The organism is Pseudomonas saudiphocaensis, assembly GCF_000756775.1.
Lineage (GTDB): Bacteria > Pseudomonadota > Gammaproteobacteria > Pseudomonadales > Pseudomonadaceae > Stutzerimonas > Stutzerimonas saudiphocaensis.
Genome location: NZ_CCSF01000001.1, coordinates 1,117,721 through 1,143,860, shown reverse-complemented (window position 1 = coordinate 1,143,860; position 26,140 = coordinate 1,117,721). Strand labels below are relative to the sequence as shown.

The 26,140-nt window shown below is 62.5% G+C and carries 20 protein-coding genes and 1 pseudogene; 2 read left to right on the top strand and 19 right to left on the bottom strand.

Features of this window, described 5'->3' with window-relative positions:
• Window positions 1-4 precede the first annotated feature (4 nt).
• The 13 genes from nuoM to BN1079_RS05345 form a co-directional block, all read right to left on the bottom strand.
• On the bottom strand, window positions 5-1,534 hold the full coding sequence (nuoM, locus tag BN1079_RS05400) for an NADH-quinone oxidoreductase subunit M (protein ID WP_037022888.1): 1,530 nt from the start codon (window positions 1,532-1,534) through the stop codon (window positions 5-7).
• Between the two features lie 20 nt (window positions 1,535-1,554).
• Window positions 1,555-3,399, bottom strand: a complete 1,845-nt coding sequence (gene nuoL, locus BN1079_RS05395) for an NADH-quinone oxidoreductase subunit L (RefSeq protein ID WP_037022887.1) — start codon at window positions 3,397-3,399, stop codon at window positions 1,555-1,557.
• Window positions 3,396-3,704 (bottom strand): NADH-quinone oxidoreductase subunit NuoK, encoded by a 309-nt coding sequence (gene nuoK / locus BN1079_RS05390; RefSeq protein ID WP_037022885.1) that lies wholly within the window; start codon window positions 3,702-3,704, stop codon window positions 3,396-3,398. Before nuoK ends, nuoL begins: the two co-directional genes overlap by 4 nt.
• A gap of 3 nt (window positions 3,705-3,707) precedes the next feature.
• Window positions 3,708-4,208 (bottom strand): NADH-quinone oxidoreductase subunit J, encoded by a 501-nt coding sequence (nuoJ, locus tag BN1079_RS05385; RefSeq protein ID WP_037022884.1) that lies wholly within the window; start codon window positions 4,206-4,208, stop codon window positions 3,708-3,710.
• The gene (locus BN1079_RS17700; protein WP_171819287.1) at window positions 4,208-4,360 is read right to left on the bottom strand and encodes a hypothetical protein; all 153 of its coding nucleotides are present in this window, start codon (window positions 4,358-4,360) and stop codon (window positions 4,208-4,210) included. Before BN1079_RS17700 ends, nuoJ begins: the two co-directional genes overlap by 1 nt.
• Entirely contained in the window at window positions 4,357-4,905 is a 549-nt protein-coding gene (gene nuoI / locus BN1079_RS05380) for an NADH-quinone oxidoreductase subunit NuoI (RefSeq protein ID WP_037022882.1), read from the bottom strand. Before nuoI ends, BN1079_RS17700 begins: the two co-directional genes overlap by 4 nt.
• Before the next feature lie 12 nt (window positions 4,906-4,917).
• Entirely contained in the window at window positions 4,918-5,913 is a 996-nt protein-coding gene (nuoH, locus tag BN1079_RS05375) for an NADH-quinone oxidoreductase subunit NuoH (protein ID WP_037022881.1), read from the bottom strand.
• Complete coding sequence (nuoG, locus tag BN1079_RS05370) at window positions 5,910-8,633, bottom strand: NADH-quinone oxidoreductase subunit NuoG (protein ID WP_037022880.1); 2,724 nt, start codon at window positions 8,631-8,633, stop codon at window positions 5,910-5,912. Before nuoG ends, nuoH begins: the two co-directional genes overlap by 4 nt.
• 130 nt (window positions 8,634-8,763) lie before the next feature.
• The gene (nuoF, locus tag BN1079_RS05365) at window positions 8,764-10,101 is read right to left on the bottom strand and encodes an NADH-quinone oxidoreductase subunit NuoF (protein WP_037026631.1); all 1,338 of its coding nucleotides are present in this window, start codon (window positions 10,099-10,101) and stop codon (window positions 8,764-8,766) included.
• Window positions 10,102-10,106: 5 nt separating this feature from the next.
• Window positions 10,107-10,601, bottom strand: coding sequence for an NADH-quinone oxidoreductase subunit NuoE (gene nuoE / locus BN1079_RS05360; protein WP_037022879.1), 495 nt, complete (start codon window positions 10,599-10,601; stop codon window positions 10,107-10,109).
• Between the two features lies 1 nt (window position 10,602).
• Entirely contained in the window at window positions 10,603-12,384 is a 1,782-nt protein-coding gene (gene nuoC, locus BN1079_RS05355; protein WP_037022878.1) for an NADH-quinone oxidoreductase subunit C/D, read from the bottom strand.
• A gap of 63 nt (window positions 12,385-12,447) precedes the next feature.
• Window positions 12,448-13,122: a NuoB/complex I 20 kDa subunit family protein gene (locus BN1079_RS05350; protein ID WP_037022876.1), complete on the bottom strand. Its 675-nt coding sequence runs from the start codon at window positions 13,120-13,122 to the stop codon at window positions 12,448-12,450.
• 10 nt (window positions 13,123-13,132) lie between these two features.
• Window positions 13,133-13,540: an NADH-quinone oxidoreductase subunit A gene (locus tag BN1079_RS05345; protein WP_037022874.1), complete on the bottom strand. Its 408-nt coding sequence runs from the start codon at window positions 13,538-13,540 to the stop codon at window positions 13,133-13,135.
• Between the two features lie 331 nt (window positions 13,541-13,871).
• On the opposite strand from BN1079_RS05345, the gene BN1079_RS05340 reads away from it, so the two are divergent.
• Window positions 13,872-14,180, top strand: coding sequence for a hypothetical protein (locus BN1079_RS05340; RefSeq protein ID WP_037022873.1), 309 nt, complete (start codon window positions 13,872-13,874; stop codon window positions 14,178-14,180).
• Window positions 14,181-14,209: 29 nt separating this feature from the next.
• Here BN1079_RS05340 and BN1079_RS05335 read toward each other — a convergent pair whose 3' ends face one another.
• The 6 genes and pseudogenes from BN1079_RS05335 to BN1079_RS05310 all read right to left on the bottom strand — a co-directional run bounded on the left by BN1079_RS05335 (window position 14,210) and on the right by BN1079_RS05310 (window position 21,021).
• Entirely contained in the window at window positions 14,210-15,832 is a 1,623-nt protein-coding gene (locus tag BN1079_RS05335; protein WP_037022872.1) for a BatD family protein, read from the bottom strand.
• 15 nt (window positions 15,833-15,847) lie between these two features.
• Window positions 15,848-17,557, bottom strand: a complete 1,710-nt coding sequence (locus tag BN1079_RS05330) for a VWA domain-containing protein (protein ID WP_037022871.1) — start codon at window positions 17,555-17,557, stop codon at window positions 15,848-15,850.
• Window positions 17,554-18,564 (bottom strand): VWA domain-containing protein, encoded by a 1,011-nt coding sequence (locus tag BN1079_RS05325; RefSeq protein ID WP_037022869.1) that lies wholly within the window; start codon window positions 18,562-18,564, stop codon window positions 17,554-17,556. Before BN1079_RS05325 ends, BN1079_RS05330 begins: the two co-directional genes overlap by 4 nt.
• The gene (locus BN1079_RS05320) at window positions 18,557-19,048 is read right to left on the bottom strand and encodes a DUF4381 domain-containing protein (protein ID WP_037022868.1); all 492 of its coding nucleotides are present in this window, start codon (window positions 19,046-19,048) and stop codon (window positions 18,557-18,559) included. Before BN1079_RS05320 ends, BN1079_RS05325 begins: the two co-directional genes overlap by 8 nt.
• The gene (locus BN1079_RS05315; RefSeq protein ID WP_037022867.1) at window positions 19,045-20,016 is read right to left on the bottom strand and encodes a DUF58 domain-containing protein; all 972 of its coding nucleotides are present in this window, start codon (window positions 20,014-20,016) and stop codon (window positions 19,045-19,047) included. Before BN1079_RS05315 ends, BN1079_RS05320 begins: the two co-directional genes overlap by 4 nt.
• Window positions 20,016-21,021 (bottom strand): annotated as a pseudogene (locus BN1079_RS05310) (AAA family ATPase). The gene BN1079_RS05315 and the pseudogene BN1079_RS05310 overlap by 1 nt, the downstream one beginning before the upstream one ends.
• A 168-nt stretch (window positions 21,022-21,189) precedes the next feature.
• Between BN1079_RS05310 and BN1079_RS05305 the strand changes: the two are divergent.
• Window positions 21,190-26,034, top strand: coding sequence for an NAD-glutamate dehydrogenase (locus BN1079_RS05305; RefSeq protein WP_037022864.1), 4,845 nt, complete (start codon window positions 21,190-21,192; stop codon window positions 26,032-26,034).
• Window positions 26,035-26,140 lie beyond the last annotated feature (106 nt).

Below are 26,140 nucleotides of genomic sequence, written 5' to 3'. Positions count from 1 at the left end.
GCGACTACCGGACTGAAGCGAAAGAAGAGAGCGCGGCGTCGATCCACTGCTGCACGCCGCTTGTGGTCGCCAGCGAGGCGTCAAAGACCGGCTGCGGATAGACACCAAGCAGGATCAGCAGCACCGCCAGTAACAGGATCATGCCGATCTCACGGGCATCCAGGCCTGCCAGGGTGCCTTCGATACGACTCGGGCCGAAATGCGCGCGGTGGATCATGATCAGCGAGTAGACGGAGGAGAACACCAATCCGAAGGTGGCGATCACCACGATCCATGGCCACTGACCGAAGGCACCGAACAGGACTACGAACTCGCCGACGAAATTGCCGGTGCCAGGCAGGCCCAGCGAGGCGGCGGCGAAGAACAGACTCAATGCCGGCAACCATGGCAGGCATGACCAGAGGCCGCCCATCTCTCGCATATTGCGGGTATGCAGGCGCTCATAGAGCTGGCCGCAGAGGATAAACAGCGCGGCAGCGGAGATACCGTGGGCGAGCATCAGCACCACGGCACCCTGCAAGGCCAGCTCGCTGCCGGAGTAGATGCCGATCAGCACGAAGCCCATGTGCGAGATGCTCGAATAGGCCACCAGGCGTTTGATGTCGGTCTGGGAGAAGGCCAGGAACGCACCATAGAAAATACCGACCAGGCCCAGCGCCATGGCGATCGGGGCGAACTCCACCGAAGCGTTGGGGAACAGTGGCAGGGCAAAGCGAATCATGCCGTAGGCGGCGGTTTTAAGCAGAATGCCGGCCAGGTCCACGGAGCCGGCGGTGGGCGCCTGGGCGTGGGCGTCCGGCAGCCAGGAATGGAACGGAACGATGGGAAACTTCACCGCAAAGGCGATGAAGAAGCCCAGCATCAGCAGCCATTCGATGGCCGGATTCAGCTCGGCGTTGAGCAGCAGCTCGTAGTCGAAGGTCAGCACGCCGGTGTTGTGGTAATTCACCAGTACCAGGCCGAGAATCGCCACCAGCATGATCAGGCCGCTGGCCTGGGTGTAGATGAAGAACTTGGTGGCGGCGTTGATCCGCGAGCGCTTGCCCTCGGCGCTGTGACCCCAGAGCGCGATGAGGAAATACATCGGCACCAGCATCATTTCCCAGAAGAAGAAGAACAGGAACAGGTCCAGTGCCAGGAACACGCCGACCACGCCACCCAGAATCCACATCAGGTTGAGGTGGAAGAAGCCGACGTGGCGCTGGATTTCCTTCCACGAGCAGAGCACCGAGAGGATGCCCAGCAGGCCGGTGAGCAGGATCATCAATAGCGACAGGCCGTCCAGCGCCAGGTGCAGGTTGATGCCGAAGCGCTCGATCCAGACGTGCTTGAACTCCAGCGCCCAGCTCGAAGCCGACTCGGGCGAGGGCGCCAGGCTGTAGTCGCCGGTACTCCACAGCCATAGGCCCAGAGCCAGCAGCAGGCCCATGGTGAACAGGGCGATCCAGCGCGGCAGGGTCTGGTCGAAGTGCTCGACTACCCAGCAGAGCAAGCCGCCGATAAAGGGAATCAGGATTAGCCAGGGCAAAATCACGATATGGAATCCTTGAGCAGTTAGAGCAGAACGATGCCGAGCAGCAGCACGGCTCCGCCAACGATGGAGAGCGCGTACCAGCGCAGCTGGCCGGTCTCGGTGCGGCTCAGCAGGGCATGACTGCCGCGCGCGGTGCGCGGAATCACGCCGATGCCGGCATCGATCGGGTCACGTGAAAGCAGGCGGCAAAGCAATAGGTAGGGCTGCACAAAGAGCTTGTCGTAGAGCCAGTCGAAGCCCCAGGCGGCGAACCACCAGGCACTCAGCAGGCGTCCCGGTGCGCTCTGGGCAATCGCTGTGACCAGGCTGCGCTTGCCGAGGAACAGTAGCGCGGCGAGCAGAATGCCGGCACAGGCAATGGCACCTGAGGAAATCTCCAGTGCCATCCGGCCTTCACCGCCAGCATGGCCGAGGCTTTGCGGCAGCACGCCGGCCAACGGCGGCGTGATCAGCGCGCCGACGAAGGTGGACAGCACGATCAGCACCAGCAGCGGCAGGTTATGCGCCAGCCCCTTGCCAGCGTGGGCTTCGCTCTTAGCCTCGCCATGGAAGGCAACGAAGATCAGGCGGAAGGTGTACAGGGAGGTCAGGAAGGCACCGACCAGCCCCGCGTAGAGCAGGCCGCTGTGGCCGCTGGCGAAGGCTTCCCAGAGGATCTCGTCCTTGGAATAGAAGCCTGCGGTGATCAGCGGCAAGGCGGCCAGTGCGGCACCACCGACGATGAAGCTGGCATAGGCCAGCGGCAGCTTCTTCCACAGGCCACCCATGCGGAAAATGTTCTGCTCGTGATGGCAGGCATGGATCACGCTGCCAGAGGCGAGGAACAGTAGCGCCTTGAAGAACGCGTGGGTCATTAGGTGGAAGATCGCTGCGTCCCATGCACCGACGCCCAGGGCGAGGAACATGTAGCCGATCTGGCTCATGGTCGAGTAGGCCAGGACGCGCTTGATATCGGTCTGTACCAGCGCGGCGAAGCCGGCCAGCACCAGGGTAACGCCGCCGACGATACCCACCAGTTCCAGTACATCCGGGGCCAGCAGGAACAGGCCGTGGGTGCGGGCGATCAGGTAGACGCCAGCGGTGACCATGGTCGCCGCGTGGATCAGCGCCGAGACTGGCGTCGGGCCGGCCATGGCGTCGGCGAGCCAGGTTTGCAGCGGCAGTTGGGCGGATTTACCCACCGCGCCGCCCAGCAATGCCAGGGTCGCCAGGGTAATCCAGAGATCACCTTCAGCGAATTTCTGCGGTGCCAGGGCCAGCAGTTCGGGGATATTCAAGGTGCCGAGCTGGACAAACAGAATGAACAGGCCGAAAGCCATCAGCACGTCGCCAACTCGGGTGACGATAAAGGCCTTGAGCGCCGCATTGCCGTTCTTGCGTTCCTTGAAGTAGAAGCCGATCAGCAGGTACGAGCACAGCCCTACGCCTTCCCAACCGAAGTACAGCAGCAGCAGGTTATCGCCCAGTACCAGCAGCAGCATGCTGAAGATAAACAGGTTGGTGTAGGCGAAGAAGCGCGAATAGCCTTCTTCACCGCGCATGTACCAGCTGGCAAACAGGTGGATAAGGAAGCCCACGCCGGTCACTACACCGAGCATGGTCAGTGACAGGCCGTCCAGGTGCAGGCCGAAATCCGCCTGCAGGCCCGAGACGTTCAACCATTGCCAGAGCACCTGGGTGTAGACGCCGCCCTCTGGTGGCGCGAGGTGAAACTGCCAGATGATCCAGGCACAGGTCAGGGCCGACAGGCCGATCGAACCCACGCCAATGGTGGCGGCGAGGTTTTCCGACAGGCGCCCGCGGGAGAAGGCCAGCAGCAGATAGCCCAGCAGCGGGAAGATGAAGGTGAGCAGTAGTAGATTCATCCGTGCATCTCGCTTGCGGCATCGACGTCAAGGGTGTTGAAGCGGCGGTACAGCTGCAGCAGGATCGCCAGGCCGACGGCCGCCTCGGCGGCAGCCAGAGTGATCACCAGAATGAACATGATCTGCCCATCAGGCTGGCCCCAGCGGCTGCCAGCAACGATGAAGGCCAGACCGGCAGCGTTCATCATGATTTCCAGGCTCATCAGCATGAACAGGATGTTGCGCCGCACCATCAGGCCGACCAGGCCCAGGCAGAACAGCAGGGCGGCGACGGCCAGGCCGTGTTCCAAGGGAATGGCGTGCATGGGTTACTCCTTCGCCTCGTGACGTCCCAGGTGAAATGCCGCGACCAGCGCGCCGAGCAGCAACAGCGCGCACAGCTCGACGATCAGCACATAGGGGCCGAACAGGGCAGTGCCGACTTCCCTCGGATCGACTTCGGTGTGCCCCAGCGTCGCGCCGGTGGGCTCGACGAACAGCGCGTACAGCAGCTGGGCGAGCAGGGCCGCCGCCAGCAGCGACGGGCCGATCCACAGGCGTGGAGCCATCCAGGCGCTTTCCTGGGCAGCCGTGCTTGGGCCAAGGTTGAGCATCATCACCACGAAAACGAACAGCACCATGATGGCGCCGGCGTAGACGATGATTTCCAGCGCTCCGGCGAAGGGCGCGCCTAGAGCAAAGAAGCACATGGCCACCGCCAGCAGGGAGATCACCAGGTAGAGCAGGGCATGCACCGGATTGCTGCCGGTGACCACCCGAAGCGTGGACACTACGGCCACGCCGGACGAGAAGTAAAAAGCGAATTCCATCACAGGCTCCTCAGGCTGTAGGAGCAGGCCATGCCTGCGATCAGGGACAGCACATCGGTGCGGCCATTTATTTCGCGGGCATGGCCCGCTCCCACGGCATATCCGCTGGGCGTGCCGATGGCGCCAGGGCAAAGCGAAGCACACAAGATCATGGCAGCAGCCCCTTGACGTTGATCGGCTCGGCTTCGTTCTGTGCCGCGCCCTTGGGCTTGCCAGCGATGGCCAGGCCCGAGACGCGGTAGAAGTTGTAGTCCGGGTACTTGCCGGGGCCGGAGATCAGCAGGTCTTCCTTTTCGTACACCAGATCCTGGCGCTTGTATTCACCCAGCTCGAAATCCGGTGTGAGCTGGATGGCGTTGGTCGGGCAGGCTTCTTCGCAGAGGCCGCAGAAGATGCAGCGTGAGAAATTGATGCGGAAAAATTCCGGATACCAGCGGCCCTCGTCGGTCTCGGCCTTCTGCAGCGAGATGCAGCCCACCGGACAGGCCACCGCGCAGAGGTTGCACGCTACGCAGCGTTCTTCGCCGTCTGGATCGCGGGTCAGGACGATGCGGCCGCGGTAGCGTGGGGGCAGGTAGACCTGCTCCTCGGGGTATTGCAGGGTGTCGCGCTTGCGAAAACCATGGCTGAAAACCATTACCAGGCTGCGCAGCTGGGTATAGGTACCGTGCAGTACCGAGCCTATATATCTGAACATCGTGTTTTCTCCTTACTGGGCCGCGGCCAGCACGAGCGCGCCGGTCACCAGCAGGTTGATCAGGGTCAGTGGCAGACAGAACTTCCAGCCGAAGGCCATTACCTGGTCGTAGCGCGGCCGGGGCAGCGATGCGCGCAGCAGGATGAAGATCATGATGAAAAAGCCGGTCTTGATCGCGAAATAGAAGAACGACAGCCACGGCAGCGTGTCGAGGAACGGGCCGTGCCAGCCGCCGAAGAACAGCGTGGTCAGCAGCGCCGAGATGGTCACCACACCGATGTACTCGCCGACGAAGAACATGCCCCATTTCATCCCGGCATATTCGACGTGGTAGCCGTCGGCGATCTCCTGCTCGGCTTCCGGCTGGTCGAAGGGATGGCGGTGGGTAACCGCGACACCAGCGATAAAGAAGGTACAGAAGCCCAGGAACTGCGGAATGATGAACCACAGGTTCTGCTGCTGGTACTCGACGATGTCGCGCATGTTGAACGAGCCGACCTGCGCGACGATGCCCATCAGCGACAGCCCGAGGAACACCTCGTAGGAGACCGTCTGCGCCGAGGCGCGCAGGGCGCCGATCAGGGCGAATTTGTTGTTGCTGGCCCAGCCGGCGAACAGCACCGCGTAAACCGTCAGCCCCGCCATGGCGAAGAAGAACAGCAGGCCGATGTTCAGATCGGCTACGCCCCAGGTCGGGGTAATCGGCACGATGGCGAAGGCGATCAGCAGCGAACTCATTGCCACCACCGGCGCCAGGGTGAAGATCAGACGATCGGCGAAAGGCGGGTTCCAGTCCTCCTTGAAGAACATCTTCAGCATGTCGGCAGCCAGCTGGAACATGCCGAACGGCCCGACCCGGTTGGGTCCGTGGCGATCCTGCCACCAGCCCAGCAGGCGGCGCTCGACGAAGCTCAGCAGCGCGCCGGCGACCACCACTGCAACCATGATGACGAGGGATTTGATCACCTGGATGATCACGTCGAGGATTTCAGGCGTCAGCCAGCTCATGCCGTGATCTCCTTCAGTTCGGTGACCGCAACCCCGGCGACCAGCGCGGGAATTCCGGTTAGCCCGACCGGCAGGCCAACCAGGCCGTCAGCCAGTTCCGGCAGGATGCGCAACGGCAGGCGCAGCGAGTAACCGTTGAGTTCAAAGCCAAGCGAAGCACCCTCGGCAAGACCAAGACGTTGTGCCTCGTCTTCGCCCAGTGCGACGTAGGGCTCGGGAATTCGCTCCTGGACCGGTGCGGCGCGTGCGCTGGTTTCGTCACTGCCGAACAGGTGATACAGCGGCACTGCCTGCCATTGACCCTGCACGGATGCTGCTGTGCGGTTCGGCGCAAACCAGGTTTGCGCGGCGTTACCGGCCTCGATCAGGCGAATGCCGGGGTCACCGGCACGAAGGTGGCCGCCTACCTCGTCCTGAAGCTTGTTCCAGGCCTGGGGCGAGTTCCAGCCGGGTGACCAGGCAAAGGGTATCTGCTGACGATCCTCGGCCGTGCCGCCATAGCCTTCCATGGAGAAGGCGAAGGGTGAATCCTTGTCCTGCGGCTGGCGCGGCTCATGCACGCTGATATTGGCACGCATGGCGGTACGACCGCTGTAGCGCAGCGGCTGACGTGCGAGCTTGAGGCCCTTGATGCGGAACGAGGACAGCGGCGCCGCATCGACAATGGCCGCCAGTGACGGGTTGGCAGCGGCGCAGGCGGCGCTGGCCTGATCCAGTTCGATCCAATCCACCGGCTTGTTCTGCAGGGTGCGTTGCAGCGCATGCAGCCAGCGCCAGCCTTCGCGCACGAGAATCTTGCTGTCGTAGTAGCTGGGCTCGAACACCTGGAAGAAGCGTTGTGCCCGACCTTCCTGACTGACCAGGGTGCCGTCGGCTTCGGCGAAGCTGGCCACCGGCAATACCAAATGGGCTCTGGCGCTGGTATCCGTGTGCTGGTGATCAGCGACGATGACCAACTGGGCAGCAGTCAACGCCGCGTCCACACGGCTGCGCTCGGCACGGCGGTAGAGGTCGTTTTCCAGTACCAGCACGGCATTGGCGCTTCCTGCTTCGAGCGCTTGCAGGGCGGCGTCCGCTGAGTGATCGCGGGTCTCGCCGTCGAGCATCAGCGCCAGGCCCATGCTGTTGGCTTCCGGCACGATCAGGCTGATGGATGCGTTTTTCTCGCGGTTTTTCAGCGCTTGAGCGATGTTCGCCGCCGCTTCGATCAATGCCCGCGAACCGAGCGACGTGCCTGCGACGATGAGCGGGCGCTTGCCGGCCAGCAGAGCGGCGGCGATGCGCTGTGTCAGTTGCGTAGCTTCGGCGTCCAGATCGGCTACAGCCGGTGCGCTGGGATCAATGGCGTGGGCCACGGCAAAGCCGAGGCGGGCCAGATCTTCTGGAGCGGCATGTACGCACTCTTCGGCGACATCATCGAGACGGGTGGCGGTCAGGCTGGCGATAAACAGCGGATGACGCGCACCCTGGGAAATATTCTGTACCGCTGCCTGATGCCAGCCAGGAATCTTCGCCTCGGCAGCGATCTCGGTGGCACGACCCTTGACCGACTGGCGCAGGGCCAGCGCCATGCGGGCGGCGGTCTGGGTAAGGTCTTCGCCAAGGACGAAGACTGCATCATGTTCTTCGACTTCGCGCAGCGTCGGCGTCGGCAGTGGGCCGTCGCGCAGGATGTCGCGAATCAGCAGGATGTTCTCCAGCTCGCCGGCGGCGATGCCACTGTAGAAGTTGTCCTTGCCGACCAGCTCGCGCAGCGCGTGGTTGCTCTCCAGGCTGGCACGTGGCGAGCCAATGCCGATCAGGCGCTTGCCCTCGAGCAGTTCGGCGGCAGCGTCGAGTGCTGCGTCGATGCCGAGCGTTTCACCGGCCAGCAGGGGCTGACGTGGGCGGTCTTTGCGATTGACGAAGCCGTAGCCGAAACGGCCGCGGTCGCAGAGGAAATAGTGATTCACCTCGCCATTGAAGCGATTTTCGATGCGCCGAATCTCGCCGTAGCGTTCACCGGGGCTGATGTTGCAGCCCAGCGAGCAGCTGTGGCAGATGCTGGGGGCAAACTGCATGTCCCACTTGCGGTTGTAGCGCTCGGAGTGGGTCTTGTCGGTGAATACACCAGTGGGGCAGACCTCGGTGAGGTTGCCGGAGAACTCGCTTTCCAGCACGCCATCTTCGACACGCCCGAAATACACGTTGTCATGGGCACCAAACACGCCCAGATCGGTGCCGCCAGCGTAGTCCTTGTAGTAACGGGTACATCGATAGCAGGCGATGCAGCGGTTCATCTCGTGGGCGATGAACGGGCCGAGTTCCTGATTCTGGTGGGTGCGCTTGGTAAAACGGTAGCGGCGCTTATTGTGGCCGGTCATTACCGTCATGTCCTGCAGGTGGCAATGGCCGCCTTCCTCGCACACCGGACAGTCGTGTGGGTGATTGAGCATCAGCCATTCGACGACGCTGGCACGGAAGGCCTTGGCCTCCTCGTCATCGATGGAGATCCAGCTGTTGTCGGTGGCCGGCGTCATGCAGGACATGACCAGGCGCCCACGGGTGTCGTTCTCGTCGCTGTACTGCTTGACCGCGCACTGGCGGCAGGCACCGACGCTACCGAGCGCTGGGTGCCAGCAGAAATAGGGGACATCAAGGCCGAGTGACAGACAGGCCTGCAGCAGGTTGTCCGCCCCATCGACTTCGTAGTCTTTGCCGTCTACGTGGATAGTGGCCATTTCAAGGTCTTCTCATCCGCTTGCGCGGGTCTGGCTAATAGGAAACTTTTCGCTAAGAAGCTGAAGGCCTGAGGTGAACGGTGCTCGAGTTGCTTTCGTCCAGCTTGCAGCTTTCAGCGTCTTTCAATTCTTATGCCGGCAGCGGCGGGGTGTTTGCCGTCTTGGCGACGCCCGCTTCGAACTCATGCCGGAAATATTTGAGTGCAGCTCCCAATGGCTCTACCGCGCCGGGTGCATGGGCGCAGAAGGTCTTGCCTGGGCCAAGGAAATCCACCAGCTGCAGCAGAATGTCCAGATCCTGGGATGTGCCTTGGCCGCGCTCCAGCGCGCGCAGGGTCTTCACGCTCCAGGGCAGGCCGTCACGGCATGGTGTGCACCAGCCACAGGATTCGCGGGCGAAGAACTCTTCCATGTTGCGCAGCAGCGAGACCATGCTCACTGTGTTGTCGACGGCCAGTGCCAGGCCAGTGCCCATGCGTGTACCGAATTTGGCGACGCCACCGGCATACATTTGCGCCTCCAGGTGCTCGGGCAGCAGGAAACCGGTCCCGGCGCCGCCGGGCTGCCAGCACTTGAGGCTGTAGCCATCCTTCATGCCACCGGCGTAGTCCTCGAAAAGTTCGCGCGCGGTGATGCCGAAGGGCAGCTCCCAGATACCGGGGTTCTTCACCTTGCCGGAAAAACCCATCAGCTTGCTGCCGTGGTCTTCACTGCCGGCGCGTGCCAGGGATTTGTACCAGGGCACGCCGTTGCCGATGATTGCCGGCACATTGCACAGGGTTTCGACGTTGTTGACGCAGGTCGGCTTGCCCCATACGCCGACGGCGGCGGGGAACGGCGGCTTGGCGCGCGGGTTGGCGCGGCGGCCTTCCAGCGAATTGATCAGGGCGGTTTCTTCCCCGCAGATATAGCGGCCGGCGCCGGTGTGTACGAACAGCTCGAAATCGAAGCCGCTGCCGAGGATGTTCTTGCCCAAGAGGCCGGCGGCCTTGGCTTCATCGATGGCGCGGTTGAGGTTGATCGCTGCGTCGACATATTCGCCGCGCAGGAAGATATAGCCGCGGTAGGCCTTGAGCGCGCGGGCACTGATGATCATGCCTTCGACCAGCAGGTGCGGCAGCTGCTCCATCAGCAGGCGGTCCTTCCAGGTATTGGGCTCCATCTCGTCTGCGTTGCACAGCAGGTAACGGATGTTCAGCGACTCGTCGGTGGGCATCAGTCCCCATTTGACGCCAGTCGGAAAGCCCGCGCCGCCGCGGCCCTTGAGGCCCGAGTCCTTGACCTGCTGGACGATGTCGGCCTGGCTCAGCTCTGTCAGCGCCTTGCGCAGCGCGGCATAGCCGTTCTTCTGCCGGTACTCTTCTAGCCACACCGGCTGGCCGTCGTCACGCAGGCGCCAGGTCATGGGATGGGTTTCTTCGCTGCGGGCAATGCGGTTGGCCGGGCCGAAAGATGCCAATTGCTTCATGACGCTCATTGATAGGCCTCCAGCAACTGGGCGATGCCGCCGGGCTGAACATCGCCAAAGGTGTCGTCGTCGATCATCAGCGCCGGGGCCTTGTCGCAGTTGCCCAGGCAGCACACAGGAATCAGCGTGAAGCGGTTGTCGGCCGTGGTCTGGCCCGGCTCGATCCCTATTTCATTCTTGATGCTGTCCAGCACGCTCTCATGCCCGCCGATGTAGCAGGTCATGCTGTCGCAGACGCGGATGATGTGACGGCCCACCGGCACACGGAAAATCTGACTATAGAAGGTGGCGACGCCTTCGACGTCGCTGGCGGGGATGCCGAGGATCTCGCCGATGGCGTCGCAAGCGCCGTCCGGCACCCAACCGCGGGCTTTCTGGACGATCTTCAGCGCCTCGATGGATGCCGCGCGCGGGTCTTCGTAGTGGTGCATTTCGTGCTCGATGGCCGAGCGCTCGGCTTCGCTGAGGGCGAAACGGTCAGTCTTGATAACAGTGCTCATATCAGCGGTCCACGTCGGCCATAACGAAATCGATACTGCCCAGATAGGCGATCAGGTCCGGAATCATGCTGCCGCGGATGACCGCGGGGATTTGCTGCAGATGCGGGAAACTGGGCGTCCGAATGCGCGTGCGGTAGCTCATGGTGCTGCCGTCGCTGGTCAGGTAGTAGCTGTTGATGCCCTTGGTCGCTTCGATCATCTGCAGGCTTTCGTTGGCCGGCATCACCGGCCCCCAGGACACTTGCAGGAAGTGCGTGATCAGGGTTTCGATATGCTGCAGCGTGCGCTCTTTCGGTGGCGGCGTGGTCAGCGGGTGGTCGGCCTTGTACGGACCTTCGGGCATGTGCTTGAGGCACTGCTCGATGATCTTCAGGCTCTCGCGCATCTCGCCCATCTTCACCATGCAGCGGTCGTAGGCATCGCCGTTGACCGCCAGCGGCACTTCGAAATCGAAATGCTGGTAGCCGGAGTAGGGGCGCGCCTTGCGCAGGTCGAAATCGCAACCGGTCGCGCGCAGGCCGGCACCGGTGGTGCCCCATTCCAGGGCTTCCTTGGTGTTGTAGGCAGCCACGCCCTTGGTTCGGCCGATCAGGATGCTGTTCTTCAGCGCGGCCTTTTCATACTCGTTGAGACGCTTGGGCATCCAGTCGAGGAATTCGCGCACCAGCTTGTCCCAGCCGCGCGGCAGGTCGTGGGCGACGCCGCCGATGCGGTACCAGGCCGGATGCATGCGGAAGCCGGTGATGGCTTCGATCACCTTGTAGGCGCGCTGGCGGTCGGTGAAGGTGAAGAACACCGGCGTCATGGCGCCAACGTCCTGGATGTAAGTGCCGAGGTAGAGCAGGTGGTTCTGGATGCGGAAGAACTCGGCCATCATCACGCGGATGAAGTCGACGCGGTCCGGCACGGTGATGCCGGCCAGTTTCTCCACGGCCAGCACATAGGGCAGGTTGTTCATCACCCCGCCGAGATAGTCGATGCGGTCGGTATAGGGAATGAAGCTGTGCCAGCTCTGACGCTCGGCCATCTTCTCCGCACCGCGATGGTGGTAGCCAATTTCCGGCACGCAATCGAGAATTTCCTCGCCATCGAGCTGCAGGATGATGCGGAAGGCGCCGTGGGCCGAAGGGTGGTTCGGGCCAAGGTTGAGGAACATGTAGTCCTCATGCTCGCCGGCGCGTTTCATACCCCAGTCTTCCGGCTTGAAGCGCAGGGCTTCCTGCTCCAGATCCTGCTTGGCGGCGTTCAGGCTATAGGGGTCGAACTCGGTGGCGCGCGCCGGGTAGTCCTTGCGCAGCGGGTGGCCTTCCCAGGTCGGTGGCATCAGCATGCGGGTCAAAAAGGGGTGGCCGTCGAAGGTGATGCCGAACATGTCCCAGACTTCGCGCTCGTACCAGTTGGCATTGGGCCAGACGCTGGTGGCGGTGGGCAGATTCAGGTCCCCTTCGCGCAGTGCAACCTTGATCATCACGTCGCTGTTACGCTCCAGCGACATCAGATGGTAGAAAACGCTGAAATCGGCCGCGGGCAGGCCCTGACGCTGAGTGCGCAGGCGCTCGTCGGTGGCGCTCAGGTCATAGAGCATCACGTAGGGCTTGCTCACCTGGCGCAGGAAGCGCAGGACTTCGATGAGCTTGTCGCGCGCTACCCAGAGCACCGGCATACCGGTCAGGCTGGGTTGCAGCGTAAAGGTCTCGGCGCCAAAGCGCGCGTTCAGTTCGACGACGATATCCTGGTCGTCAGCCTTGTAGGGCGGAATGTACAGCGCATTGCCTGCAGTCATGGTCTCGGTCGCTTTCGGTCAACGTTTGGGTGTGCGGGGGCCTTCCGGTCAGGAAAGCCGATATCACACGTCGTCGGGGCTGCGCAGGTTGGTGACCTGGATACGCTGTTCGCGTCGCTCTTCTCTCTGCGACGGCATCTCGGGGCGATAGATGCCCTGATCACCGACGACCCAGGAAAGCGGGCGGCGCTCCTTGCCGATGGATTCCTGCAGCAGTTGCAAACCTTGCAGGAACGCCTCGGGGCGGGGCGGGCAGCCGGGTATGTACACGTCCACGGGGAGGAACTTGTCGACCCCTTGAACGACCGAGTAGATGTCGTACATACCACCGGAATTGGCGCAGGCGCCCATCGAAATGACCCACTTGGGCTCGAGCATCTGCTCATAGAGCCGCTGGATGATGGGGGCCATCTTGATGAAGGGCGTCCCGGCAATGACCATGAAGTCGGCCTGGCGCGGCGAGGCGCGAATTACCTCGGCGCCGAAACGGGCGATGTCATGAGGCGCGGTGAAGGCCGTGGTCATCTCCACATAGCAGCACGACAGGCCGAAGTTGTACGGCCAGAGGGAATTCTTGCGCCCCCAGTTGACCGCGTCGTTCAACACGTCTTCCAGCTTGCCCATGTAGATGTTGCGATGAACCTGGTCTTCTAATGGATCGGCAACAGTCTCCTGTTGGCCGATCGGATAGCGGTCTGTGACCGCATCCGGATCGATCCGGGTAAGTTTGTATTGCATGCGAAGAGCCTCATTGCTTCAGCTTCGCCTGTCGTTTGCGGCGCCCTGCAGGTGACCAGTCAAGTGCACCTGTCGAGGCCTCATAGACAAGACCCGCGAACAGAATTGTTATGAAAACGGTAGCGCCGACCAGGCCGATCCAGGCGCTTTCGCGCACCGAGACGGCCCAGGCGAAGAGAAACAGGGCTTCAATGTCGAAGATCACGAAAAGAATCGCGACTAGATAAAACTTTGCAGAGAAACGCAGGCGTGCATTGCCGGTGGGCAGAATGCCGGATTCGAATGGCTCGTTCTTGGCGCGGCCCCAGGCCTTGCTGCCAAGGAGGCTGGATACACCCAGCATGAAAGCGCACAGGGCAGCGACGCCCAACAAAAAAACAGCAAAGCCCCAGTTATGGGCCAGTGAGGCATCAGGCATGCCGAACTCCTTGTGAGGGCGGCGTATTATTGGCTCCGACTGTGACGAAGTGTCGCAAACCCTTGACGGAGAGCCATTCTAGGAGCAAAAAAGCGGCAAGTACATGTTTCGCTAGTAACTTCCCGAAATATTTTTTCTCAGGCGGATAAACCCGAAGCTGTGAGCAGCTTAGTTGACAGTGGGTGATATGTCTGTGTAGGTTTTCGCCCATGCGCCGATTTAGTCAGCTACTTGCGGGGCGCCGGACCGAGGTCCGAAATACTGCTAAAGCGCTGGTTCCGGTGATGCCTCCCACCGCTGCCCAGCAGAACAGGTGAGGCGGAATCCATGAATGAACGCATCCTACGCACGCTTGCCTTTAGGCCCCATCATCGGCGGGCTGACTCGCTCCACTCCACGAATCCTTCTCTCTGGCAATCATCAGCCGTCGTTGCTGCGCCATCTCGAAGGTTGGCCACGCCGCAACGGCAAGTCCCGCGCTTTGCTTATCCGGTTTGCTGATACAGATGAATCCTTGGCCGGTTTCGCCGACGATAGCTTTGATCTTGCAGTAATTCAGGCACCGCCGAGCGAATGCCTGGAAAGCTGTGTTCATGAGCTGACGCGGGTCGCTCGGCAGGGGCTGATTACCCGCCGCTGAGCGATCTGATAGACACGACAGGTGCAGCCTCAGCGCGGATACAGCGGCGGCAGGGAGCCTGCTTCCTGTTCGGTGCTGGAGGTTTGAGCCGGCGGCAGATTCTGGATCGCCTGCCACAGCGCATCGCCTTGCCAACGTTGCCCGGCCTCGCTGTAGAGCGCTCCGTTGAGGCCATCCAGAGCATCCGACAGCGGTACGAAACGCGCGGCCATCTCGGCTAGGGTTTCCGGCTGCTGCCGTGCCCAGGCGTCGATGGCGTGGCGTGTGGCCAGGGGGGCGTTGGCCTGGCAGGCGCGTTTGAGGTCGTCGAGCAGGCTGCGAGGCGTAGGCCCGACCTGAACGGTACGGATAATGGCCGGCTGGCTGCGTGCATGCAGCCAGAGGCCAAAGCCGAGCAGGGTGGTCAGGGCCAGCAACAAGGTACTCAGCTGCCAGGGCCAGAGCCGCTCGGTTTCGGTTTGCATGGGGTAGGCCGGGGCTTCGATGGTTGGCTGTTGCAGATCGGGATTTTCCGCCACTTGTAATGAGCGAGCGGGTAGTGAGCTGCGCTCCAGGCGATCTTCGGCGGTGTTCCACCAAACCAGTTCAATGGCCGGCAACTGGAAATCACCCGGCTTGGTTGCCACCAGGGCCTCACGCTGCTCGCGGCTGCCGCTGACGCCGTGGGCAGCGACTTCGTTACGCAGGCTGGGTTGATCAGGATAACCGCGCAGGCCGGGCACCTGAGTCGACTGAAGCGGCGGCAGCTGGGCGCTGGTCAAACCTTCGGCCTTGAGCAGTACGCTGCGAGTCAGGGCTTCGCCGATTCTGGCCTCTTGGGGTTCCGGGCTCCAGGCCTCTACCAGGGTCAGATTGGTAGCCGGCAGCCAGGGCGTGTTCGCCGGATATTCGGCCGGCTTGGGTTTAACCTGGAGTGGGATGGACGGTGATTTGACCTGGGTTGAACGGCCAAAACGTGAACCGAAGCGGTCGCCCGTAGCGGGAGCGACTGCGGTGGCGCTGAACAGCTGCGAAGGGATGGTCAGCGCACCGCTTTTCTGCGGGAACAGAGCGTAGCGAATTTCAATTACGCCGTGGCGGATGCCGTTGATGTCCTTTTCATAGGTGCGTGGCTCATCGAGACGCTCCACCAGCGCGTCGCTCATCTGCAGCGGCGAGAGAGTGCTGTCGTCATAGAGCGACACAGAGTGATAGATGCGTAGCGTAAGCACCACCTGGGCCTGAACATAGACACTGTCCCTGTCGAGGCTGGCATCGATGAAGATGGGTGAAAGGCGATTACCCTCGTCGGCGCTGGTTTCGCGCACGTGCAGGGTGATGGGCTTGCTGCTCAGTCCGCCAATCTGCAGGGGCGGGATCACCACATAGCCGGTCTGTTGGGGCTGTAGGGTGATCAGCCACTGGGTGATCGAGCGGGCCTGGCCATTGACACTCGACAACTGGTTGAGCTGGCGGCTGCCGAACACCTTGAACAGACCGTCGAGTGGCTGCAGATTCGGCTTGCCGAAAATGGTCGCATCGTCGGTTTCGAGGGTGAGCTCCAGCGTTTCATTGAGGCTCAGCTGGGTACGGTCGACGCTCGCCGTCAGGCTTGCCGCGTTCGCCTGCATGCCCAAGAGCATGAGAAATACCAGGGTCAGCAGACGCATGATGGATTCATTCCCGTTTCATTCCTGATGCTTGCGATATTCAAGGAGGAACTTGCGTCGCAACAGCTCGCCGGGGTTATCCGGTACCTTGCGCAACCACTGTTCCAGTGCCTGGTTCTGTTCCGGATCGGCAAGCGCATCCTCGTTCCGGACAGGCTGTACGTTGGCTCCAGCCTCTGTAGTGTCGTCGAGTGACTGATCTGCTGGCTGCGTGGGTTCATTCTGCTCGTCGCCGGCCTGTGTTTCAGTATCTGTGGCGGCTTCCACCTGTGTGCCGGCGGCGCCTCCGGTGGCGGGCGACTGCTCTGGGGAGGCCTCATCTTCTGCGCCTTCCTGCGGTGACTCGCTCTCTTGCGCTTGCTGCTCGCGCTGGCGCAGTAGTTCTTCGACAAGGGCCTTGTTGTGCTGCGCAGCTTGCAGGCCCGGAGCGAGCTCCAGTGCCTGATCGTAGGCCTCGATGGCAGATTCGTATTGCTCGTTGCGCGCCAGGGCATTGCCGCGATTGTAATGATCGCTGGCGGTGTCGCCCTGGGCAAAACGCTCTGCCGCGCCGGCATAGTCGCCAGCCTGATAGCGAGCAAAACCCTGCCAGCGATAATCCTCGAAGTGTTCGGCGGCCTCGCCCGGACGGTTCTGCTCAAGCAGGCGCATGCCCTGTTGATCCGGGCGCGCCCAAAGGTCATCCAAACTGACCGCGCTGGCTGGCTGCGGCAGGGCAATCAGTAGTGGCAGACAGAGCAACCAGCCACGGCGCCCACCACAGGCGGCCAGCAGCAGAAGCGGCAGGAGCAGCCAATAGCCTTGATCCAGCCAGAGATCGAGTTGCGTTGTTTCGTTGTCCCTGGCCCGCAGAGAACCGCCGCGCTCCAGCAGCCCCAGACTGCGCAGGTCCTGAGCATCAAGGCGGGACTGCTGATAGCGGCCGCCGGTGTCGTTGGCGAAACGGCGCAGGGTTGAGTCGTCCAGCCGGGGAATAAGGATCGCGCCCTGATCATCCTTTAGAAAGCTGCCGTCTTCACTGGCGATTGGGGCGCCCTGGCGGGTACCGATGCCGAGAATCAGCAGGCGCAGCCCTGCATCCTTCAACTGGGCCTGAATGCTGTCGCGCTCGCTTTCGTTCAGGTCGCTGCCGATCAGCAGAAGACGGCCGCGGCCGCGGGCGCCATGCTCCAGCAGCGCGATGCCTTGGGCGACCGCCAGATCCGCACGCTGCCCGGCTGCGGGCATCAGGCTGGGGTGAAGGGCGTCGAGCAAGTTCTGTGTCGTCGCCAGGTCTTTGGTCAGCGGCACCAGGGTATGGGCACTGCCGGCAAACACAACCACTGCCGTCTGGGCATCCTGGCGCGCTTGCAACAGGTCGAGAATCTTGCGCTTGGCGTGTTCCAGACGGGTGGGTTGCAGGTCGGCGGCGAGCATGGCCGGGGTCAGATCAAGCAGGATTACCAGTGGGTCGTCGCGCGATAAGCCGGGCTGTTCGACCTGCTGCCAGCTCGGTCCCAACAGGGCCAGGCAAGCCAGCAGCCATGCGCAGCCGAGCAGTAGCCAGGGCAGCCGGCTGCTGCGCGACTTGCCTTTGGTTAGCAATACCTGGTGAAAGGCTTCAGGCAACAGGCGTTGCCAGTTCCCGGTCCGGCGCCGCAGGTGCCAGAGACGCCACAGCAGCCAGATTGGCAGCGGCACGAGCAGCAGCCAGTAAGGCCTGAGCACATGTGGCCAGAGGTCGATCATGGTTGCTTACCGGGTAGAAGCCGCCGCAGCGGTGTCGGCCAGAGACGGTTCGCCACCATCAGCAGACTGAGCAGTAGAGCCGCGGCCAATGGCCAGGCGTACAAGGCATCCGCAACGTGTGCTTGTGCAGGTGCTTGCGCGGCCGGTTCGAGCTGGTCGAGGGCGGCACCGATAGCCTTGAGTTCGTCGCTTGAGCGCGCACGAAAATACTCGCCGCCGGTTTGCTCGGCGATGGCGCGCAAAGTCGGCTCGTCGAGGTCGGTAGCGTTGAAACCGAAGTGACCGAGTGCGCCATCTGACGACTGGGGGGCGCCGATGCCTATGGTGTGCACCTTTACCTGCTGGGCAGCAGCCAGGCGTGCCGCAAGCAGTGGTTCTATCTCGCCGCCGTTATTGGCGCCGTCGGTGATCAGCACCAGCACGCGACTTTCTGCCGGACGCTCGCGCAAGCGTTTGACCGCCAGCCCGATCGCGTCGCCGATGGCCGTATTGTTGCCGGCGATGCCAGGGCTGGCGTCATCGAGCCAGGTGCGTACAGTTTGTCGGTCGAAGGTCAGCGGCGCCTGCAGGTAGGCCTTGCTGCCGAACAGGATCAGCCCGACGCGGTCACCATGCCGTTCGATGATGAAATCGCCGAACAGCTGCTGGACCAGCTCCAGACGGCTGACCTCATGCCCCTGCCATTGCATGTCGGGGTAGTCCATTGAGCCCGATACGTCCACGGCCAGCAGCAGGTCGCGGCCGCTGCTGGGCAGGGGTAGCGGCTCGCCGAGCCACTGCGGACGGGCCGCAGCAAATAGCAGCAGCAGCCAGACCAGCGCATAGGGTATCTGCTGGCGCCAACCGGGCAGGGTGATGCTGGCACGCCGGCCGGACAGGCTCTGAAGCTCCTGGAGAAAGCTGACCTTCAGCGCGGCATCGCCGCTGTCGGCGGGGGGAAGTGCCCAGCGAAGTAGCCAGGGCAGGGGTAGCAAGAGGAAAATCCAGGGCCAGGCCAGCTCAAACATGCTTGCGAATCCAGATCTGCACGGCTTGCTCCAGGCCGGCGATGGACTTGTCGTCCAGCCGGCACTCGGCGCGATAGCCGCCTTCGACCAGCACCATCCAGCGCGTCAACCCGGCTGCCGGGCAGCGATTGTCAAGAAACGCCAGCCAGGCGCGCCCGCTGAGCGTGTGTGAATTTTCGTTTGGATAGCGGATACGGCACAGGCGTTTGAGCAGGGCGTTGAGTTGTTGCAGCCACTGGTTGGCGGGCTGGCCGCCGTAGGGTTTGCTCAGTTGGGCCAGTTCGTCCAAGGCGATCTGCCGATGTGGCTCGATCTCGGTTTCGGCTCGCTTGACCTTGTTCGTCCATCGACGCCAGGGGCGCAGGCGCACCACAAGGAAAACACCGAGCGCCAGGGCAGCAAGAAACCACCAGCCTGGAGCGGGCGGCCACCAGGCAACCGGCGGTGGCGCGATCAACGGCTGCAAGTCCTCAAGGCTGCTCATCGCCGTGCCCCCGGTTGTTGTACCCCGAGGTGTTCGCGCAACTGCTCCACCAATTCACGCTGGGTACCCAGCGGCATCAGCGGTGAGCGCAGGCGGATGGCCAGGCGTTGCCAGCGATCGATGCGCGCTTGCCCTTGCTCGCGCCAGGCCTGTCGGAGTCCGGCGTCATGGGTATCGATTTCAAGACGGGCGTTGCCCTGTGCGAAACGCAGGTGCCCGGCGGCAGGCAGGGCATGATCCAGCGGATCGGAAAGCGGCATCAGCAGCAGGTCGACGTGACGAGCGAGCAGGGTCAGTTGTTGTTCAGCAGTCTCGCTCAGCGTGCGTTCGTCGCAGATGATGACCGCCAGGCTGCCAGGGCGCAGTACTTCGCGGGCTCGTCTCAGCGCCATGCCGAATGCTTCGGGGCTGCTGAACTGGCCGGCAGCCAGCTTCGCGTTGGCCCGCGCCAGGCGGTCAAGCAGCAGCAACAAGCTCTGCTTGCTGCGCCGTGGCTTGATCTCGTGCTGCTCGTCCTGGCCGAAGACCAGCCCGCCAACACGATCGTTGTGGCTCAACGCAGCCCAGCCGATCAGGCTTGCAGCCTGTGCCGCAAGTACCGACTTGAGCATCAGGCCGCTGCCGAAGAACAGCCGTGGGCTCTGTTCAACGAGGATATAAATCGGGCGTTCGCGTTCTTCGTGAAACAGCTTGGTGTGCGGCTCCTGGGTGCGTGCCGTAACCCGCCAGTCGATGGTGCGCACATCGTCGCCAGCCTGATAGATGCGCACCTGATCGAAATCCACGCCGCGACCGCGCAGCTTGGAGTGGTGCAGACCGACCAGGGGGGCGCGTTGCTGCGGGCTGGCAAACAACGGGACTTCGCGGACCCGGTGGCGCATGTCGATCAGCTCGGAAAGGCTAATGCGAACGCCCGCGGCAGCCGGGCGAGCCGCCTGGGGAGAAGTGGCGGACGCCGGGGCGTGCATCAGGCCACCGCCACCACGTCGAGGATGCGCTGAAGGACACGGTCCTGGTCGATGCCGGAGGCCTCTGCCTCGAAGGATAGGATCAGCCGATGGCGCAGCACGTCGAAGAGCATTGCCTGAATATCCTCGGGGCTGACGAAGTCGCGGCCTGCTAGCCAGGCATGGGCGCGTGCGCAGCGGTCCAGCGCGATCGAGCCGCGCGGGCTGGCACCGTAGGCGATCCAGCCGGCCAGCTCGGCATCGAACTTGGCCGGTGCGCGGGTCGCCATTACCAGCTGCACCAGGTACTCCTCCACTGCATCGGCCATGTACAGGTCGAGGATTTCCTTGCGCGCGGCAAAGATCGCGTGCTGCGAAACCCGGTGCTCCGGTGTGGTTTCGCCATTGATGGCTTCCCCTCGGGCCTGCTGCAGGATGCGCCGCTCCACCGAGGCATCCGGAAAGCCGAGGCGTACATGCAGCAGAAAACGGTCCAGCTGGGCCTCGGGAAGCGGGTAGGTGCCTTCGTGTTCGATGGGGTTCTGCGTGGCCATTACCAGAAACAGCGGCGACAGGTCGTAAGTGCTGCGCCCGACGCTGACCTGGCGCTCGGCCATGGCTTCCAGCAGCGCTGACTGGACCTTGGCCGGTGCGCGGTTGATCTCATCGGCCAGCACCAGGTTGTGAAAGATCGGTCCCTGCTGGAAGACGAAGCTGCCGGTTTCCGGGCGGTAGATTTCGGTGCCGGTGATATCCGCTGGCAGCAGATCGGGGGTGAACTGGATACGGTGAAATTCCGCTTCCAGGCCACCGGCAAGCTCCTTGATGGCACGGGTCTTGGCCAGGCCAGGCGCGCCCTCAACCAGTAGATGACCGTCGGCCAGCAGCGCAATCAGCAGTCGGTCGATTAGGCGATCCTGGCCAAGAATTTGAGTGGAAAGAAACTGTCGCAAGGCGACTATTGCTTCACGGTGGTCCATCTTCGGGCTCTTCTGAGGGCTGCTCGGGCGGCGCGCGCGGGGCCAGACTTTAATTCATTGCCGAGATCCAGGCTATGCGCGGCTCGGCAACTTGTTCATGCGCAGACCGCGACGAAATGGATGCAGACCCCGTCCCGGCGTTGAACTAAGGTGATTTGTACATCAGTCATGTCCGCACGGGCGTGTCGAATTGTCCCAGCAATGGAGCTTAACAATGGCGTTTTTTACCGCGGCCAGCAAAGCCGACTTTCAGCAGCAACTGCAAGCGGCGCTGGCGCAGCATGTTGACGAGAAGCGCTTGCCGCAAGTAGGGCTTTTCGCTGAGCAGTTCTTCGGAATCGTCGCTCTGAGCGAGCTTGCCGAGCGGCGTATGAGTGACCTTGTCGGGGCGACGCTTGCCAGCTGGCGGCTGTTGGAGCACTTTGATCCGGCACAGCCGCGAGTGCAGGTATTCAATCCCGATTACGAAAAGCACGGCTGGCAGTCGACCCATAGCCTGGTCGAGGTGCTGCATCCCGATATGCCCTTTCTGGTCGATTCGGTGCGCATGGAACTGATGCGACGCGGCTTTGCCATCCATACCCTGCAAAACAGCGTGCTGCAGGTACGTCGTGGCGCTGGCGGGGAGTTTCTGGAGTTGCTGCCCAGCGGGATCAGCACGGCTGACAGCAGTGCCGAGTCGCTGATCTTCATCGAAGTGGACCGGTGCGCCAGCGCTACCGCCCTGCGTGAGCTGGAGCAGTCTCTGCATGCCGTGCTGGCCGACGTTCGCCTTGCGGTGAGTGACTTTGCGCCAATGCGGGCCAAGGCCGAAGAGCACCATCAGCGCCTAGGCAGGCTGCAGGGGCAAGCCGGTAACGGCCAGCTGGGCGAAATCATGGACTTCGTGCGCTGGCTGGCCGATGACCATTTCACCTTTCTCGGCTATGAGGAGTTCACCCTCGAAGAGCAGGGTGAAAGTGCACGTCTGGTCTATGACCAGTCTTCGTTATTGGGCCTGTCGCGGCATCTGCGTACCGGCCACGACGAAGACCAGCTGACGACACCTGCCGCGCTGGCCTATTTGCGCGAACCGCTGCTGCTGTCCTTTGCCAAGGCGGCGACACCGAGCCGGGTGCACCGACCGGCGTACCCGGATTATGTGTCCCTGCGCGAGCTCGACGAGCAGGGCCGGGTAGTCAGGGAGTGCCGCTTCCTCGGGCTGTTCACCTCATCCGTCTACACCCAGAGCGTGCGGCGCATTCCGTATATCCGCAGCAAGGTCGCCCAGGTGGTGGAGCGCTCGCCTTTCGAGAGTTCGGCACACCTGGGCAAGGAGTTGGTGCAGGTGCTCGAAGTGCTGCCGCGCGACGAGCTGTTTCAGATGACCCTCGATCAGCTCTTCGACACCGCCATCGCCATTGTGCAGATTCAGGAACGCAACAGGTTGCGGCTATTCCTGCGTACCGATCCCTATGGCCGCTTCTGTTACTGCCTGGCCTATGTGCCGCGCGATGTCTATTCCACTGAAACGCGCTTGCGCATTCAGCGCGTGCTGATCGATCGCCTGAATGCCAGTGGTTGCGAATTCTCGACCTATTTCTCCGAATCGGTGCTGATCCGGGTGCAGTTCCTGCTGCGCCTGGACCCGGAACGGCCGCCACAGATCGATCCACTGCAACTGGAGAGAGAAGTCGTGCAGGCCTGTCGCACCTGGCAGGACGAATATCGCAGCCTGATCATCGAGCGCTTCGGCGAGGCCCGTGGCACGGCGGTTATGGCGGACTTCGTGCAGGGGTTTCCGGCCGGTTATCGCGAGCGTTTCGACCCGCTTTCGGCGGCGGTGGATATGCAGCATGTGTTGGAGCTGAGCGAAGAACATCCGTTGGCCATGAGCTTCTACCAGCCCATCTCCGTCCAGGAGAACCGCCTGCACTGCAAGCTCTACCATCTGGATACGCCGCTGGCGCTGTCGGACATGTTGCCGATCCTGGAGAATCTGGGGTTGCGGGTGCTGGGCGAGTTTCCTTTCCATGTGCGTGACCGGGAAGGGCGTCAGTACTGGATTCACGACTTTATTCTGAGCTACGCCGAAGGTCTGGAAATCGACCTGATGGAGATCAACGAGCCGCTGCAGCAAGCCTTCATCAACATTCATCTGGGGCTGGCGGAGAACGATAGCTTCAACCGGCTGGTGCTCACTGCCGGGCTGACCTGGCGCGAGGTCGCGCTGCTGCGCGCCTACGGCCGCTACCTCAAGCAGATTCGCGTGGGCTTCGACCTGGGCTATATCGCCAGCGCGCTGCTCAATCATGCCGATATCGCCCGGGAGCTGGTGCGGCTGTTCAAGATGCGCTTCTACCTGGCGCGCAAGCTTGGCGAAGAGGACCTGGCCGACAAGCAGGATCGCTTGCAGCAAGCGATCCTGAGCGCACTCGATGGCGTGGCGGTGCTCAATGAAGATCGCATCCTGCGTCGATATCTGGCGCTGATCCAGGCCACTTTGCGGACCAACTTCTATCAGGCTGATGCCAGCGGCAAGCCGAAGCCCTATTTCAGCTTCAAATTCGATCCGCAGGCGATCCCGGAAATGCCGCGACCAGTGCCGGAATTCGAGATTTTCGTCTATTCGCCGCGGGTCGAGGGCGTGCATCTGCGCGGCGGCAAAGTGGCGCGCGGCGGGTTGCGCTGGTCCGACCGCGAAGAGGACTACCGCACCGAGGTGCTGGGCCTGGTCAAGGCCCAGCAGGTGAAGAACGCCATTATCGTCCCTGGCGGCGCCAAGGGTGGCTTCGTGCCGCGCCGTCTGCCCAGCGGTTCGCGTGACGAGATATTCGCCGAAGGGCTGGCCTGCTACCGGATCTTCATCAGCGGCCTGCTGGATATCACCGACAACCTCAAAGAAGGTCAGGTGGTGCCGCCGGCCAACGTCCTGCGCTACGACGAGGATGATCCCTATCTGGTGGTTGCCGCCGACAAGGGCACGGCGACTTTTTCCGATACCGCCAATGGCATCGCTGCCGAATACGACTTCTGGCTCGGCGATGCTTTCGCGTCCGGTGGCTCGGCCGGTTATGACCACAAGAAAATGGGCATCACTGCCCGGGCCGCCTGGGTTTCGGTGCAGCGGCACTTCCGCGAACGTGGCATCGACGTTCAGCGAGACAACATCAGCGTGATCGGCATCGGAGACATGGCCGGTGACGTCTTCGGCAACGGCATGCTCAGGTCCGAGTCCCTGCAGCTGGTGGCTGCCTTCAACCATCTGCACATATTCATCGACCCACAGCCGGATGCTGCCCGCAGCTTTGTTGAACGCCAACGCCTGTTCGAGCTGCCACGCTCATCCTGGGCCGACTACGACAGCACGCTGATTTCCGAGGGGGGCGGGGTCTTCCCGCGTTCGGCCAAGCGTATCGATATCAGCCCGCAGATGAAGGCGCGCTTCGATATCGCGGCGGACTGGCTGACTCCCGCCGAGCTTATCCAGGCACTGCTCAAGGCGCCTGTGGACCTGCTCTGGAATGGCGGCATCGGCACCTATATCAAGAGCTCGACGGAAAGCCATGCGGAGGTCGGTGACAAGTCCAATGACGGGGTGCGGGTCAACGCCTGCGACGTACGCGCCAAGGTTATCGGCGAAGGCGGCAACCTGGGTGTCACTCAGTTGGGGCGCGTGGAATACGGTCTGCATGGTGGCGCCTCGAACACTGACTTCATCGACAACGCTGGCGGCGTCAACTGCTCCGACCACGAGGTCAATATCAAGATCCTGCTCAATGAAGTGGTCAGCGCTGGAGACATGACCGAGAAACAGCGCAACCAATTGTTGTTCCAGATGACCGATGCGGTGGCCGCGCTGGTCCTGCATGACAATTACAAGCAGACCCAGGCACTTTCTCTGGCCGAGCGGCGTGCACGGGTGGGTGGCGGCGAGTACCGGCGCCTGATCAGCGCGCTCGAGGCTGAAGGCCTACTGGACCGCGCCCTGGAGTTCCTGCCAAGCGATGAGGCGCTTGATGAGCGTGCGCAGCAGGGCCAGGGGTTGACGCGTGCCGAGCTGGCAGTGCTGATTTCCTACAGCAAGATCTCCCTGCAGGAGGCGCTGCTGCAGTCCCGGGTGCCGGATGACGCCTATCTGGAGCGGGAAATGGACAGCGCCTTCCCGAAAGTGTTGGCGGACGAGTTCCATGATGCGATGCGGCAGCACCGGCTGAAGCGGGAAATCATCAGCACCCAGATCGCCAATGATCTGGTCAATCACATGGGCATCACATTCGTGCAGCGCCTGCATGAGGCTACTGGTTTGAGTGCGGCCAATATCGCCGGGCTCTATGTGGTTGTGCGCGACATTTTCCATTTGCCGCACTGGTTCCGTCAGATCGAGGCGCTGGATCACCGGGTGTCGGCTGAGCTGCAGATGCATCTGATGGAAGAATTGATGCGTCTCGGCCGCCGCGCGACGCGCTGGTTCCTGCGCAACCGCCGCAACGAGCTGGATGCGGCGCGTGACGTAGGCCATTTCGGCCCCAGGGTGGCAGCGCTCGGACTCAAGCTCGATACGCTTCTGCAGGGCGGCACGCGGGAGCTGTGGCAGGCGCGCTACCAGCGTTATACCGAAGCCGGCGTGCCTGAGCTGCTGGCGCGGATGGTGGCCGGTACCCATCACCTGTACACGCTGTTGCCGATTCTGGAAGCCACTGACGAAACCGGACGGCAACCAGTCGAGGTGGCCGCTGCCTACTTCGCCGTCGGCGGTGCGCTGGAGTTGCCCTGGTACCTGCAGCAACTGACCGCCTTACCGGTGGAGAACAACTGGCAGGCTCTGGCGCGTGAGGACTTCCGCGATGACCTGGACAGCCAGCAGCGTGCGATCACCGTATCGGTACTGCAGATGGAGGGGGCGCCGGACGACTACGATGCGCGTGTGCAGTTGTGGCTGGAGCAGCGACCCTATCAGGTCGAGCGCTGGCAGCAGATGCTGGCCGAGCTGCGCAGTGCCAGCAGTGTCGATTACGCGATGTATGCCGTGGCGGGACGTGAACTGCAGGATCTGGCGCTGGAAAAGCCTCAGCGGTAGAGCAGTACTGGCGCAGGGAGTGCAAGGCTCAAGCCTGTACCCTTGTATATGATCCGCATAGTTTGACGAGTGCCTGTCTGAGCCTCGTCAACTTCTCATCAGCCGG

Coding starts and splice junctions, on each gene's coding strand:
- nuoL (WP_037022887.1), bottom strand. CDS start 3,399: ATGAATCTACTACTGCTCACCTTCATCTTCCCGCTGCTGGGCTATCTG.
- nuoK (WP_037022885.1), bottom strand. CDS start 3,704: ATGCACGCCATTCCCTTGGAACACGGCCTGGCCGTCGCCGCCCTGCTG.
- nuoJ (WP_037022884.1), bottom strand. CDS start 4,208: ATGGAATTCGCTTTTTACTTCTCGTCCGGCGTGGCCGTAGTGTCCACG.
- BN1079_RS17700 (WP_171819287.1), bottom strand. CDS start 4,360: ATGATCTTGTGTGCTTCGCTTTGCCCTGGCGCCATCGGCACGCCCAGC.
- nuoI (WP_037022882.1), bottom strand. CDS start 4,905: ATGTTCAGATATATAGGCTCGGTACTGCACGGTACCTATACCCAGCTG.
- nuoH (WP_037022881.1), bottom strand. CDS start 5,913: ATGAGCTGGCTGACGCCTGAAATCCTCGACGTGATCATCCAGGTGATC.
- nuoG (WP_037022880.1), bottom strand. CDS start 8,633: ATGGCCACTATCCACGTAGACGGCAAAGACTACGAAGTCGATGGGGCG.
- nuoF (WP_037026631.1), bottom strand. CDS start 10,101: ATGAAGCAATTGGCATCTTTCGGCCCGGCCAACCGCATTGCCCGCAGC.
- nuoE (WP_037022879.1), bottom strand. CDS start 10,601: ATGAGCACTGTTATCAAGACTGACCGTTTCGCCCTCAGCGAAGCCGAG.
- nuoC (WP_037022878.1), bottom strand. CDS start 12,384: ATGACTGCAGGCAATGCGCTGTACATTCCGCCCTACAAGGCTGACGAC.
- BN1079_RS05350 (WP_037022876.1), bottom strand. CDS start 13,122: ATGCAATACAAACTTACCCGGATCGATCCGGATGCGGTCACAGACCGC.
- BN1079_RS05345 (WP_037022874.1), bottom strand. CDS start 13,540: ATGCCTGATGCCTCACTGGCCCATAACTGGGGCTTTGCTGTTTTTTTG.
- BN1079_RS05340 (WP_037022873.1), top strand. CDS start 13,872: ATGAACGCATCCTACGCACGCTTGCCTTTAGGCCCCATCATCGGCGGG.
- BN1079_RS05330 (WP_037022871.1), bottom strand. CDS start 17,557: ATGATCGACCTCTGGCCACATGTGCTCAGGCCTTACTGGCTGCTGCTC.
- BN1079_RS05325 (WP_037022869.1), bottom strand. CDS start 18,564: ATGTTTGAGCTGGCCTGGCCCTGGATTTTCCTCTTGCTACCCCTGCCC.
- BN1079_RS05320 (WP_037022868.1), bottom strand. CDS start 19,048: ATGAGCAGCCTTGAGGACTTGCAGCCGTTGATCGCGCCACCGCCGGTT.
- BN1079_RS05315 (WP_037022867.1), bottom strand. CDS start 20,016: ATGCACGCCCCGGCGTCCGCCACTTCTCCCCAGGCGGCTCGCCCGGCT.
- BN1079_RS05305 (WP_037022864.1), top strand. CDS start 21,190: ATGGCGTTTTTTACCGCGGCCAGCAAAGCCGACTTTCAGCAGCAACTG.